This window comes from Rhodanobacter sp. FW104-R8, assembly GCF_001617365.1.
In the GTDB taxonomy this organism is placed as follows: Bacteria; Pseudomonadota; Gammaproteobacteria; order Xanthomonadales; family Rhodanobacteraceae; genus Rhodanobacter.
The window spans coordinates 1-12,776 of sequence record NZ_LVJR01000009.1 but is presented as its reverse complement, the minus strand read 5'-3'; the positions used below and the strand labels follow the sequence as shown (position 1 = coordinate 12,776).

The window sequence follows — 12,776 nt, the reverse complement described above, 5'->3', positions numbered from 1 at the left end:
GACACGCCGGGCGTCAGAACTTGTACGTCGCCGACAGGCCGAGCAGGTTGCCGTAGTCGTCGAAGTTGCCGGTGACCACGTCGCCCGTGGAGCTGGTGCTGTTGATGTGCGCCTGGTTCACGAAGATGTGCGCATACGAGGCGTTGATCTCGAAACGGTCGCTCGCCTTGTAGCCGATGCCCACCGTCGCCAGCTTGCGGGTGGAATCCGGCACGCGCACGTCGCGCACCGCGTTGTAGGTCGGCGTGGTGTCGACCGCGATGCCCGCGCGCAGCGTGACCTTGTCGTTGAGGTAGTAGTCGCCGCCGATCGAAGCGTAGACCGTGTTGCGCCAGTTGAACGTCTCGAATGTGTCGGGCTGCGCCGGGTTGCCGTACTTGACGCGCAGTTCCTTGAACACGTCCCACTTGGTGTAGGCAAAGTCGATGCCCAGGCCGAACTTCTCCGCCTGGTGCCAGTAGCTCGCGCTGAACACGGCCGGCGTGGTGAAGCCGGCGGTGCCGGTGGTGTGGGCGAACGGCGGGATCGAACTGGCCAGCGCCGGATTGGCGAGCAGCAGGTTGTAGCCCGGCGTGGTGGTGAAGTTGCCGGTGCCCTCGAGGCGATGGCTGATCTTGGAACGGTAGTTCAGCGCCAGCTTGTCGTTCGGCGTGAGCTTCCAGAAAGCGCCGACCTGGTAGCCGTAGGCCCAATCGTCGCCCTTGATGCGGGCGAAGCCATCCACGCCCTGTGGCGTCACCGCCGCCACGCCGGCCGCGGCGGCCTGGCCCTGCTGCACGGCCTGCTGGATCATGGCGGCAGCCGTCGCCGGCGGAATCTTGCCGGCGGCAGCCGCAGCCTGGATCTGCGCGACACCGGCGGCAGTCTTCGCCGCGATGCCCTGCTGGATGCCCAGGCCCACGGCGTTGAAGTTGATCGCGCTGGTCAGCTCGGCCGAGGTGCGCTGCGCAATCGCGCTCACGCCCAGGGCAAAAGTGTCGGTCACGTCGTACGACGCCGAGAGGGTGGCATCGAGCGACTGGAACTTGGACTTGACGCCGTTGTAGCGGCCCACCCAGTCGCGGTCGTACTCGGTCTGGAAACCGAACGGGACCGAGAAGCCGAAGCCCAGGTGCACCTTGTCCGAGACCTTGCTGGACAGGAACAGCGCCGGCACCGGCAGGGTGGTCCCGGCGTCGCCGCCATTGCCGCCGGAGATCGGACGGCCCAGCACGTCGTGCGCGCTGCCGTTGAACTTGGCGCTGAAATTGATGGCGGTGACATCGGCCTGGAAATAGGTACCGTCCAGTTCGGTCATCGCCGCGGGATTGTTTACCACCACCGAGGCATCGCCGCCGGCGGTCGCCGAACCGGCGTAAGCGCGACCCATGCCCTTGGTGCTGTTTTCCTTGAGCTGGAACGCGCTGGCGTCGGCGCTTGCAGGGGCAACCAGCGCACCGACGACCGCGATGCTCAGCGCGGCGAGCGCCAATGGACGGGTTGCGCCCGAAAGGGAACGGAGAGACGTGTGCATCGCATGCTCCTGCATATTGTTGTGCGACTTGGATGGTTATCGGGTGGCTGCAGGTAGGACGCACTGATTCATACACGCGTTTGAACTACCTGCGCGGAACTTAGCCCTCTTGCACAAGATGTTGCAAGTGCGGTCGCAACAAAATACTAACGCGGCTATTGCATGCGGATGGGCAGACTGATCCCGGCGGCGAGGGGGACTGCTACCCTCCCCCGCCGGCGGTCGCCGCCACCCTCCACTGCCCAGCGAGTCGCACCATGCAATGTTTCGTCTATGCCAGCGTGCGCAAGGCCGACAGCTACCTGTGGCTGGCGCAGCGCGACGGCTTCGACCCGCTGCCCGAACCGCTGGCCCTGCTGCTGGGCGAATTGCGCTTCGTGATGGAGGTGCAGCTGGACGAGCAGCGCAAGCTGCCGGTCGAGGATGCCCTCCAGGTGCTCGAGCACCTGCGCACGCAGGGCTGGCACCTGCAACTGCCGCCGCAGGAGACCCTCGCCAGCGCCAACCATCCCGCGTATACCCATTCCCCGCGGGACGATCGGGACGATTGAATCGCGCGCCATGCCGCCGCATGCGGCAAGGGGGGGCCAAGTCGAGCGTTAACGCTTGGTTACCGCCTGCATCTCCAACGATTTCTATACTGTCCCCATGAACCAGCCCAAATCGCGCCGCCGCCCGCCCCTCCTGCACGCCCTCGCCTGGTTCGTACCGGGGTTGATCGCGGTCGCCGCCGCCGGGCTGGCCAGCCATCCGCTGACCCTGATCCCGCTGCTGCTGGCCAATGCGCTGACCATGGCGGCGATCTGCCACGCGATCGGCTTCGATCCCGAGCCCAGCTTCGGTCGCACCGTGCTGCGCCGCGGCGCCGCCCACCTGGTGATGTTCACCGGCTACACCGCGCTGGTTTTCGTGCTGGTGGCGTGGCCGATGCTGCAGCTGACCCATGGGGCCAGCCTCAGCGCGGCGCTGGCGCTGGCCGCGGCGATGGTGCTGGCGCTGGTGGCGCTGTGGCGGCTGTGGCCGGCGTTCGGACTGGTGTTCGTGTGGGACGACGCCTATCCGAGCCAGCGCGACGGCTCGTGGATCTTCACCGCCACCCTGCGCAGCATCGCGTTCGGTCGCCACCTGTCGCGCGAGGAACGCTTCTTCAGCCACTTCCTGCCGGCCGCGTTCGCGCTGTTGGTGCTGGCCTTCGGCGCGATCGCGCTGACCGGGCTGTACGGCGTGCTGCCGCCGGAGCCGCGCATCGCCGCGCTGGCGATCTACGGCGTGGTGCTGCTGCCGCTGGGCTGCCTGGTCATCGCCAACCGCACCCTGCGCGCCCTGCTGTGCGAGCGGCACCAGCCGCGCCGGCGCGGCGACCATGACCCGCGCGCCGCCGCGCCGCGCCCGGTGCTGAGCGAGCAGGAACGCGCCGCCGGCACGCCCGAGCAGGCCGCCGCGCTGCTGGCCGCGATCCGCGGCGGCGACGTCGAGCGCGCGCTGGCGCTGGTCGAGGCCGGCGCCGACCCGGATACCGCGCCGCTCGCCGACGACCGCGACCAGCGCCCGGCGCTGATGCTGGCCGCGCTGCTGCCCGATACCCGCCTGCTGCGCGCGCTGATCGCCAGGGGCGCCGACGTGAACCGTGCCAGCGGCGGCATCACCCCGCTGCTGGCCGCCACCCGCGACAGCTGGCACGGCCGCGCCGAGGCGGTGCTGACCCTGCTCGCCAACGGCGCCAGCCCGCTGGTCACCGACGCCGAAGGCAACACCCCGCTGCACGGCGCCGTGCTCAGCGCCGATGCCGGCGTGACGGCGATGCTGCTGGACGCCGCCGCGCCGATCGATGCGCTGAACAAGGCCGGCGTCAGCCCGCTGGCCACCGCCTGCCGCGCCGCCAACTGGCCGCTGGTGAAATTCCTGCTCGAGCGCGGCGCCAAGCCGGCGCCGGCCGCCGGCGGCGAGCCGGCACTGGTCGCCGCCGCCGGCATCGCCGACGACGACGCCGACGGGGTCAGGCTGCTGCTCAAGCAGCGCGCCGCGGTCAATGCGGTGGACGCGCGCAAGCGCAGCGCGCTGCTCGCCGCCGCCGCCGAGGGCCACGAACAGATCGTCCGCGCGCTGTGCGCCGCCGGCGCCGACGTCAACCTGGCCGACCGCCACGGCAGCACCGCGCTGATGGAAGCGGCACGCGCCGGCGCCGGCGGCATCGTGCAGCTGCTGGCCGAGGCGGAGGCCGACGCCAGCGCACGCGACAGCCACGGCCGCGACGCGCTCACCCTGGCCTGCCAGTCGCCGCACGCCCATGTCGAGACGGTGCGCGCGCTGCTCGCGCTGGGTGCCGATCCGAAGGCCGCCGGCGGCGACGGCCGCAGCGCGCTCGACCACGCCGCCGCCGCGGGCCGCTGGGACCTGGTCGCCCTGCTCGACCCCGACACGCCGCTGCCGGCCAGCCTCAGCCAGGACGTGCTGGCCGAGGGCAGCGACACGCCCGCCCACCTGCTCGACGCGCTGCGCTTCGGCCACTGGGCGATCGTCTCGGGCTTCGCCGAACGCGTGCGCGAATGGCCGCAGCCGCAACTGGCACAGCTTTACCTGGACCTGGCCGCACCCGGCCTGGCCGCCGCCCGCCGCTGGCTGCTCGATCACGGCCTCGACGCCGAGGCACGGCTGGAGACGCCGCGCACCGACGACCCCGACACCGCCGACGCGCCGGCGCTGCCGCCGCTCGGCCAGCGCCTGTTCGACGCCCTGCTGCCGGCATTGCCGGATGCGACCGAGGCGCTGGAGGATCTGCTGCAAGCCGGCGCCAGCCCGGCCGGCGCCGGCTTGCTGGCGCGGGCGCTGGCCCAGTTGGGCGGCGCGGCGCAGGGCACCGCCTTGCCGCTGCAACTGCTCGAGCGCGGCGCCGACCCGTTCGGCCCGGACCCGCGCGGGCGCACCCCGCTGCAGCTCGCCGCGGCCCACGCCCAGCCCGCATTGCTGCAGGCCCTGCTGGCGCGCGGCTGCGATCCGAACACGCGCGACCGCGACGGCCGTACGCCGCTGTTCGCCGCGCTGGAACACGGTGCGCAGGCGCTGCCGCTGGCGCGCGCGCTGATCGCCCACGGCGCCAACCCCGAAGCCGCCGACGCGAACGGCGAGACGCCGCTGGGACTGGCGCTGGAACTGCCGGCGGTGGAGCGCTGGCTGGACTGGCGCGACTGGCCGCGGCCGCACCGCCCGCTGCGCGCCACCGACCTGCCGGCCGCGGCCTCGGCCGGCGCCCTCGCCTCGGTGCAGCGCCTGCTGGAGCTGGGCTTCGCCGTGGACACCCGCGACGAGCAGGGCGCCTCGGCCCTGCTGCGCGCCTGCGGTGCCGGGCACCGCGAGGTCGCCGCCTGCCTGCTCGACGCCGGCGCCGATCCCTCGCTGGCCGCGCACAGCGGTGTGACGCCGCTGGCCGCCGCGGTCGCCGCCCGGCGCGAAGCGCTGGTGGCATTGCTGCTGCAACACCAGGTAACCGTCGACCAGCGCCTGCCGAACGAAGCCACCGCGCTGATGGTGGCCGCCGCGATGGGCTACCCGGAAATCGCCGAGCAGTTGCTCGACGCCGGCGCCGACGTCAATGCGGCCGACGGCGCCGGCCGCAGCGCGCTGCACGCCGCCGCGCAGTTCGGCTTCGAGCACAACGACAGCCTGCGCGCACGCCGCCTGTTCGACAGCCTGCTCAAGCACGGCGCCGACATCAACCACGCCGACAGCGAAGGCAAGACCCCGCTGCTGCTGCTGCTGGGCGCGCAGCTGCGCCCCGGCAGCGCCTGCGACGCCACGCATATCGGCGCGCTGGTGCCGCCGCTGCTGGAGGCCGGCGCCAAGGTCGGCCACGCCGACCAGCGCGGCGTCACCGCGCTGCACGCCTGCGCGATGCACGCGCTGCTGCCGCCGGCGCGCGTGCTGCTGTCGCGCGGCGCCGACCGCGGCGCGGTGGACGCGTTCGGCCGCACTGCCGCCGAAGTGGCGCGGCACCTGGGCTACGTCGACATCGCGCACGAGCTGTCCACGCGCAGCAACGCGATCCCCAGCGTGCGGCAGACCCTGCGTCAGCCGGCCCAGCCGGCCGAATAGGCTTCCGCCACGGCGTCATCCTCCGCCGCCGCAGCCGTCGCCGCGGCGTGGCGCCAGCGCAGCGAGCGCCACGCATCCAGCACCTGCGACGTGGCGATCTCGTCCACGCGCCGCACCACCGGCAGGCCGCCCAGCACCACCACGTCGCTGCCCGCGCCGCTGCGCGGCGTCCACAGCCGCGGCGAGCGGGAGCCCATCAGCACCACCAGCGGGCAGCCCATGGCCGCGGCCAGGTGTCCCGGCCCGGTATCCACCGAGACCATGCTGTGCGCGACCTCGAGCAGGGCCTTGAGGCGGCCGAGCGGCAGCGCCGCGGCAGCGATCCGGGGCAGCCCCCGGCCCACGGTCGACATCAGCGCATCGAGGTAGCTCGCCTCGGCCGGCGAGCCGCAGAACAGCACCTGCGCGTGAGGCAGCTGGCGTCCGATGGCGCGCGCCAGCGCCGCCCAGCACGACGCCGGCCACGACTTGTCGTCATCCCCGGCGGCACGCACCCCGTTCCAGCGCATCGTGCGCTTGTTGGCGGGCTGCAGCAGCACCAGCGGGCGGCCCGCCAGGCCGTGCGCCCGCAGCCACGCATCGCCATCGGCGCGCTCGGCCGCGCTGGCCCGCAGCTGCGGCGCGGCCGGCACCGGCGTCGCCAGCGGCGCACAGGAGGCGCGGAACGCCGGCGGCGTGGTGTCGCCGAAACGCAGCAGCATGTCGACCCAGTGCTCGTCCGCGATCTCCGGCATGTCCTCGATGAACGTGCAATGGCCGGCGCTCACCCCGGCCAGCGCCAGCATCGGGCGCACCTTGGTCCGCGTGCGCTCCAGCGGTTCGCTGATGTACAGCGGCGCGCCGCGCAGGCGCCGCAGCGCCAGCGCCGCGCGCCAGCGCCGCGGGCGCATCCACAGCGGCCCGTACTGCGAGTCCAGGGGAATGCACCCGGCCACCTCGGGCGCCGCCGAATACAGCACGGGCGGCCAGTCCCCCAGCGCCAGCAGCCGGCACGGCCGGCCGTAGCGCAAATGCAGTTTGTGCAGCAACGGCTGCAGCAGGACGGTGTCGCCAAGCCGGCCGAAGCGGATCACCACGGGGCCTGCAGCAGGTCGGTTATCGGGGAGCATGCTGCCGGGCAACGCCGGAGCCGGCGACCGGTTGACACACGCCCGGCGCCCTTGCCCTCCGCGACGCGGACGATCCCGCTCAGTCGCCGTCGGCCAGCGGCACTCCGGCGTCGCGCTGGCGCTCGCGTTCCGCGCTGCGCTCGGCATCCGCCTCGAACAGCCGCTGCAGGTCGATCATCGCCTCGCGGGTGCTCTGCATCAGCTTGGTCTCGTCGTCGTAGACCAGCGCCTGCTTCTTCAGCAGGTCCTCGTCGTAGCGGCGGAAGCGCTCGACCCGGTCGGCCGCCAGCTCGTGCGGCAGGCCCAGCGCCTCCAGCGTCTTGCGGGTCATCTTGAGGCTGGAGTGGAAGGTCTCGCGGATCGGCTCCTCCACGCCCATGTCCATCAGCCGGAACACGTGCTGGCGGTTGCGCGCGCGGGCGATGATCTTCAGGTGCGGGTACTGCCGCCGCACCAGCCGGGCGGTGCGCAGGTTCGCCTCCGGATCGTCGGTGGCCAGCACGAACACCTCGGCCCTCTCGGCCTGCGCTGCGCGCAGCAGCTCTGGCCGCGCCGGGTCGCCGAAGAACAGGTTGATGTTGCCGAAGCGGCGCGACTGGTCCACCTGCTCGGCCGAATGCTCCAGCGCCACGAACGGGATGCCCTGCGCGCGCAGCACCCGGGCGATGATCTGGCCGACCCGGCCGAAGCCGGCGATGATCACCCGCGGTGTGTCGGCCTCGATCGTGTCGAACTCGCGCACCGGCTTCTTCGGCTTCACGTTCAGCGCCTTCGCCGCCAGCACCACCAGCAGCGGGGTCAGCGCCATCGTGAGGGTGAGCGCCAGCACCAGCACATCGTGCTGGGCCGTGCCGACCAGGCGCTGTTCGGCCGCCTGCTTGAGCACCACGAAGGCGAACTCGCCGCCGCAGGCCAGCAGCACCACCAGGCGCAGCGTGTCCGAACGGTTGAGCCCGCCCAGCAGCCGTCCCAGCGGCCACAGCAGCACGCTCTTCAGCAGCAGCAGCGCCGCCACCAGCCCCAGCAGCAGGCCCGGCCGGTGCAACAGCAGCGAGATGTCCATCGACATGCCGACGCTGATGAAGAACAGCCCCAGCAGCAGGCCCTTGAACGGCTCGATGTTGGATTCGATCTCGTGCCGGTACTCCGAATCGGCCAGCAGCACGCCGGCGAGGAACGCGCCCAGCGTGGCGGAAACCCCGGCCATCTCCATCAGCAGGGCCACGCCCATCACCACCAGCAGCGCGGTGGCGGTGAACACCTCCACCGAATCCGCGCGCGCCACGAAGCGGAACACCGGCCGCAACAGGTAGCGGCCGCCGACCACCACCGCCACGATCACGCCGGTGGTGCGCAGCAGCGCGACCAGGTCGAAACTCTGCGCCCCCGCCGCCGACGCCAGCAGCGGCACCGCGGCGATCAGCGGAATCGCCGCCAGGTCCTGGAACAGCAGGATCGCGAACACCTGGCGGCCGTAGGCCGAACCGGCCTCCTTGCGCTCGGCCAGGATCTGCAGGCCGAACGCGGTGGACGACAGCGCCAGGCTGCCGCCGACCACCGCCGCGCCCTTGCCGGGCAGGCCGAACAGGAAATACGCCGCCGCACCGATCGCCACGCTGCAGCTGAGCACCTGCAGCAGACCCATGCCGAACACCGCGCGGCGCATCACCCACAGGCGCTGCGGCGACAGCTCCATGCCGATCACGAACAGCATCAGCACCACGCCGAACTCGGAGATCGCGGCGACCCCCGCGGTATCGCTGACCAGGCCCAGCAGCTGCGGGCCGATCGCCACGCCGGCGATCAGGTAGCCGAGCACCGCGCCGAGCCGGAAACGCTTGGTCAGCGGCACCGCGATCACCGTGGCGAGCAGGAACACCACCGCGGTCTGCAGGAAATGATGGCTGTCCACGCGCGGGCCGCTCCGGTCGGGGTATGGCCGATTATTCCACGCCGCGGACGCACCCACGGCAACCACGCCGCGTTTCCACGACGGGGTTGCCGAAAAAGATCGGGCCCGCGCGCGGCGGGCCCGATCTGCATGCAGGCGCAACGTGCCGCTTACGGCTTCGGCGCGTCCTTCAGCCCGCGGTTTTCCAGCATCGGCTCGATCTGCGGATCCTGGCCGCGCCAGTCGCGGTACATCTTCGCCAGCTCCTCGGTGTTGCCGCGCGAGAGCACCATCGCGCGGAAGCGGTCGCCGTTCCCGCGGGTCAGGCCGCCGTGCTCCTTGAAGCCCACGAACGCGTCGTCGGCCAGCATCTGCGTCCACAGGTAGGCGTAGTAGCCGGCCGCGTAGCCGTTGCCCCAGATGTGCTGGAAGTAGCTGGAGCGGTAACGCGGCGGCACGTAGCCGAGGTCGATGCCGTCCTTCTTCAGCGCGGCGGCCTCGAACCGGTCGGCGTCCTGCAGCGGCGCGTCGGCGCCGAGCATGTGCCAGTTCATGTCGAGCAGGGCGGCGGCGACCAGCTCGGTCATGTCGTAGCCCTTGTTGAACTTGCCGGCCTTCTTCACCTTGTCGACCAGCGCCTGCGGCATCGGCGCGCCGGTCTGGTAGTGCTTGGCGTAGTTGGCGAATATCTTCGGGTCGGTAGCCCAGTGCTCGTTGAACTGCGACGGGAACTCGACGAAGTCGCGCGCGGTGGCGGTGCCGGACAGGGTCGGGTACTGCTCGTCGGCGAAGATGCCGTGCAGCGCATGGCCGAACTCGTGGAACATGGTGACCACGTCGTCGAACGAGAGCAGCGCCGGCTGGCCCGCGGCCGGCTTGGCGAAGTTGGCCACGTTGAAGATCACCGGCCTGGTGCCGAGCAGCTTCGACTGCTGCACGAAGTTGTCCATCCAGGCGCCGCCGTTCTTGTTGTCGCGCTTGAAGTAGTCGCAATAGAACAGCGCCAGCGAGCTGCCGTCCTTGTCGAACACCTCGAACACGCGCACGTCCGGCTGGTACACCGGGATGTCGTGGCGTTCCTTGAAGGTCAGCCCGTACAACTGGTTGGCGGCGTAGAACACGCCGTTCTGCAGCACGTTGTCCAGCTCGAAGTACGGCTTGATCTGGCTGGCGTCGAGGTCGTACTTCGCCTTGCGCACCTGCTCGGCGTAGAAGTTCCAGTCCCACGGCGCCAGCTTGAAGCCGCCGTGCTGCTTGTCGATCAGCGCCTGGATGTCGCCCGCCTCGGCCTGCGCGCGGGCGGTGACCGCGGGCACCAGGTTCTGCATGAACTTCAGCGCCGTCTCCGGCGTCTTCGCCATCTGGTCGTCCAGCTTCCACGCGGCGTAGTCGGGATAGCCGAGCAGCTTCGCCTGCTCGGCGCGGATCTGCGCCAGCCGCTCGATCGTCTTGCGGGTGTCGCTGGCGTCGCCCTTTTCGGCGCGGTTCCACGACGCCTCGAACAGCGCCTGGCGGGTGTCGCGGTCGGTGAGGTCCTGCAACCCGGGCTGCTGGGTGGTGTTCTGCAGGGTCAGCACGTACTTGCCGTCCTGCTTGCGGTCCTTGCCGGCCTGCGCGGCGGCAGCCAGTTCGGCGTCGGACAGGCCGGCCAGCTTCGCCCTGTCGGCGACCACCGGCGCGGCGTCCCGGGTGGCGGCCAGCAGCTTGTTGGTGAACGCGGTGCTCAGCGTGGACTCTTCCTTGTTGAGGTCCTTCAGCTTCGCCTTGTCGGCATCGGACAGCTTGGCGCCGGCATGCACGAAGTTCTTGTAGACCACCTCGACCAGCCGGGCGGATTCCGGATCGAGCCTGAGCGTGTCGCGCTGGTTGTAGATCGCCTCGACGCGCTGGAACAGCTTGCCGTTGAGGTGGATCGCATCCTGGTGCGCGGCCAGCCTCGGCGCCTCGTCTTCCTGCACCTTCTGCAGTGCGTCGTCGGTATTGGCGCCGGTGACCGCGCCGAACACCGCCATCACGCGATTCAGCATGGCGCCGGATTTCTCCATCGCCACGAAGGTGTTCTCGAACGTGGGCGCCGCCGGGTCGTTGGCGATCTTCTCGATCTCGGCCAGGTGCTGCCGCATGCCCTCCTCGATCGCGGGCTGGTAGTCGGCATCCTTGATCCGGTCGAACGGCGGCGCCTGGAACGGCAGCGTGCTGGCACTGTAGAACGGGTTGCTGGTCATCGCGGGGGCGGCCGGGGCGGTGGTGCCGGCGCTGGCCGCCGAGGCGGCCGGCGCGGGCGAGTTGGCGGCTCCGTTCGGCTGCTGCGAGCAGGCGGCCAGAGCCATCGTGGTGGCGATCACAATCGTGCGCAAACGGAACATCGGAGATCCCTGGGTGGCGTGCCCTTCGCCGGGCGCGGGTAGTCGAGGCTGTCGACTGTACCGACAGCGCGGGCACTTTCCAAACCGGGCGCGGCGCGGCGTATCAGGCGGCGCGCAGGTCGCGCAGCTGCCACGCCGCGCCGATCAGCAGGTACAGCCGGTGGCGCACCACGCTCATCGGCAGGTCGGTGACCAGGTCCACGTCGGTGCGCAGGTCGGCGACCCGCGCACTCGCCTGTGCCGCCGGATCGGTGGCGCCGAGGCTGCCGTCCACCGCATCCGGATCGGGCTGCGCCGCGCGCCAGCGCTGGAACAGGGCATCGTCGCGCAAGGCCTGCTGCAGTGCCGCAGCGAAGTCGTTCGGGCCGGCGCCGTCGTAGGCAAAGCGCGGATCGCCGCCGCGCGCGTGGGCCAGGTCGGCGATCGAGAGGTAGTAGTGGTTGCGGGCCATGGCGTCTCCGGTGTTCGGGCAGGCGGTTATCCCAGCATGCCGGATGTGAAGTTCAGTCCAACGCCGCCACGGCAGCACGCAGCCGGTCGGCCGCCTGCGCCGGCGCCACGCCGTGCGGCAGCACGCCCAGGCACGGCGCCGGCAGCAGTTCGCGCAGGGTGGCCAGGTTTTCCTCCGGCGCGTCCATCGCCGGGTCGACGCGGTTGCCAATCCAGCCGAGCAGCCGGCAGCCGTCGGCCACGATCGCCCGCGCGCTGAGCAGGGCGTGGTTGAGACAGCCCAGCCGCATGCCCACCACCAGGATCACCGGCAACCGCCACTGCTTCGCGATGTCCGCTGCCAGCAACCCCGGCGCCAGCGGCACCAGCCAGCCGCCGACGCCCTCGACCACCACGCATTGATGGCCGGCGCTCAATTGATCGAATGCCGCGCGCAGCGGTGCGAGAGAAATCGCCACGCCGTCGTGCGCCGCCGCCAGGTGCGGCGACAGCGGCTCGCGCAGCGCCACCGGGTTGACCAGCGCGTACGGCAGGCTCGCGTCGCCGCCGGCCGCCAGCAGCGCCAGCGCGTCGTCACTACGCAGGCCCTCCGGTGTTTCCATGCAGCCGCTGGCCACCGGCTTCATGCCGCAGGCGCCGCGGCCCGCCGCGCGCAACGCGTGCAGCAGCGTGCACGCTGCGTGGGTCTTGCCGATGCCGGTGTCGGTGCCGGCGACGAACACCGCGCGGCTCATGCCTGCACGCACCGCACGGCGACGGCGCTCCGGCGTGCTCCGGTCAAGTTCACGTGGCGTCTCCCTGTCGATGGCTGCGCGCATAATACGGGCTTTGGCGCCGGACCCATCGCATGTTCGAACTGAAAACCCATGCCTACGCCAGCAAGCGCGAGCACTACGACGACCTGCTGCGGCAGGCGCGCGGCATCCTCGCCGGCGAACGCGACCTGGTCGCAAACGCGGCGAACTTCGGCGCGCTGGTCTACCACAGCCTGCCGCAGGTGAACTGGGCCGGCTTCTACCTGTACGACGGCCACGAGCTGGTGGTCGGCCCGTTCCAGGGCAAGCCGGCGTGCATCCGCATCGCGCTGGGCCGCGGCGTCTGCGGCACCGCCGCGCAGACCCGGCAGACCCAACTGGTGCGCGACGTCAACGCGTTCGCCGGGCATATCGCCTGCGACGCCGCCTCGCAGTCGGAGATCGTGGTGCCGCTGGTGAAGCCCGACGGCAGCCTGCTCGGCGTATGGGACGTCGACAGCCCGGTCACCGACCGCTTCGACGAGGACGACCGCGCCGGGATGGAAGCGCTGTGCGCGGTGTTCATGGAGGCCACATGCCGCTGACCGCCCTTCGCGAGCGGGC

The 12,776-nt window shown here is 71.3% G+C and carries 9 protein-coding genes; 3 read left to right on the top strand and 6 right to left on the bottom strand.

Features of this window, described 5'->3' with window-relative positions:
* Positions 1–13 precede the first annotated feature (13 nt).
* Complete coding sequence (locus tag RHOFW104R8_RS01840) at positions 14–1,513, bottom strand: OmpP1/FadL family transporter (protein ID WP_068092340.1); 1,500 nt, start codon at positions 1,511–1,513, stop codon at positions 14–16.
* 257 nt (positions 1,514–1,770) lie between these two features.
* Here RHOFW104R8_RS01840 and RHOFW104R8_RS01835 point away from each other — a divergent pair, with 257 nt between their 5' ends.
* Positions 1,771–2,064, top strand: coding sequence for a YcgL domain-containing protein (locus tag RHOFW104R8_RS01835; RefSeq protein ID WP_068092289.1), 294 nt, complete (start codon positions 1,771–1,773; stop codon positions 2,062–2,064).
* A 97-nt stretch (positions 2,065–2,161) separates the two neighbouring features.
* Positions 2,162–5,602, top strand: a complete 3,441-nt coding sequence (locus RHOFW104R8_RS01830; protein WP_068092291.1) for an ankyrin repeat domain-containing protein — start codon at positions 2,162–2,164, stop codon at positions 5,600–5,602.
* Here RHOFW104R8_RS01830 and RHOFW104R8_RS01825 read toward each other — a convergent pair.
* The 5 genes from RHOFW104R8_RS01825 to bioD all read right to left on the bottom strand — a co-directional run bounded on the left by RHOFW104R8_RS01825 (position 5,578) and on the right by bioD (position 12,152).
* Positions 5,578–6,678, bottom strand: coding sequence for a glycosyltransferase family 9 protein (locus tag RHOFW104R8_RS01825; RefSeq protein ID WP_235604234.1), 1,101 nt, complete (start codon positions 6,676–6,678; stop codon positions 5,578–5,580). The two genes, RHOFW104R8_RS01830 and RHOFW104R8_RS01825, sit on opposite strands and share 25 nt — an antisense overlap.
* A 112-nt stretch (positions 6,679–6,790) precedes the next feature.
* Positions 6,791–8,623 (bottom strand): monovalent cation:proton antiporter-2 (CPA2) family protein, encoded by a 1,833-nt coding sequence (locus RHOFW104R8_RS01820; protein WP_068092294.1) that lies wholly within the window; start codon positions 8,621–8,623, stop codon positions 6,791–6,793.
* 149 nt (positions 8,624–8,772) lie between these two features.
* Positions 8,773–10,968, bottom strand: coding sequence for a peptidyl-dipeptidase Dcp (gene dcp, locus RHOFW104R8_RS01815; RefSeq protein WP_068092298.1), 2,196 nt, complete (start codon positions 10,966–10,968; stop codon positions 8,773–8,775).
* Between the two features lie 103 nt (positions 10,969–11,071).
* Positions 11,072–11,419 carry a hypothetical protein gene (locus RHOFW104R8_RS01810; protein ID WP_068092301.1) on the bottom strand — a complete coding sequence of 116 codons (348 nt, stop codon included), beginning with the start codon at positions 11,417–11,419 and terminating at the stop codon, positions 11,072–11,074.
* A 52-nt stretch (positions 11,420–11,471) separates the two neighbouring features.
* Positions 11,472–12,152, bottom strand: coding sequence for a dethiobiotin synthase (gene bioD, locus RHOFW104R8_RS01805; protein ID WP_068092304.1), 681 nt, complete (start codon positions 12,150–12,152; stop codon positions 11,472–11,474).
* 113 nt (positions 12,153–12,265) lie between these two features.
* Here bioD and RHOFW104R8_RS01800 point away from each other — a divergent pair, with 113 nt between their 5' ends.
* Complete coding sequence (locus RHOFW104R8_RS01800; RefSeq protein ID WP_068092307.1) at positions 12,266–12,757, top strand: GAF domain-containing protein; 492 nt, start codon at positions 12,266–12,268, stop codon at positions 12,755–12,757.
* The last annotated feature ends 19 nt before the right edge of the window (positions 12,758–12,776 follow it).

What these genes read in the sequence shown, in the direction of transcription:
- RHOFW104R8_RS01810 (WP_068092301.1), bottom strand. Translation starts at nt 11,419, where the DNA reads ATGGCCCGCAACCACTACTACCTCTCGATCGCCGACCTGGCCCACGCG.
- bioD (WP_068092304.1), bottom strand. Translation starts at nt 12,152, where the DNA reads ATGAGCCGCGCGGTGTTCGTCGCCGGCACCGACACCGGCATCGGCAAG.
- RHOFW104R8_RS01830 (WP_068092291.1), top strand. Translation starts at nt 2,162, where the DNA reads ATGAACCAGCCCAAATCGCGCCGCCGCCCGCCCCTCCTGCACGCCCTC.
- RHOFW104R8_RS01835 (WP_068092289.1), top strand. Translation starts at nt 1,771, where the DNA reads ATGCAATGTTTCGTCTATGCCAGCGTGCGCAAGGCCGACAGCTACCTG.
- RHOFW104R8_RS01840 (WP_068092340.1), bottom strand. Translation starts at nt 1,513, where the DNA reads ATGCACACGTCTCTCCGTTCCCTTTCGGGCGCAACCCGTCCATTGGCG.
- RHOFW104R8_RS01800 (WP_068092307.1), top strand. Translation starts at nt 12,266, where the DNA reads ATGTTCGAACTGAAAACCCATGCCTACGCCAGCAAGCGCGAGCACTAC.
- dcp (WP_068092298.1), bottom strand. Translation starts at nt 10,968, where the DNA reads ATGTTCCGTTTGCGCACGATTGTGATCGCCACCACGATGGCTCTGGCC.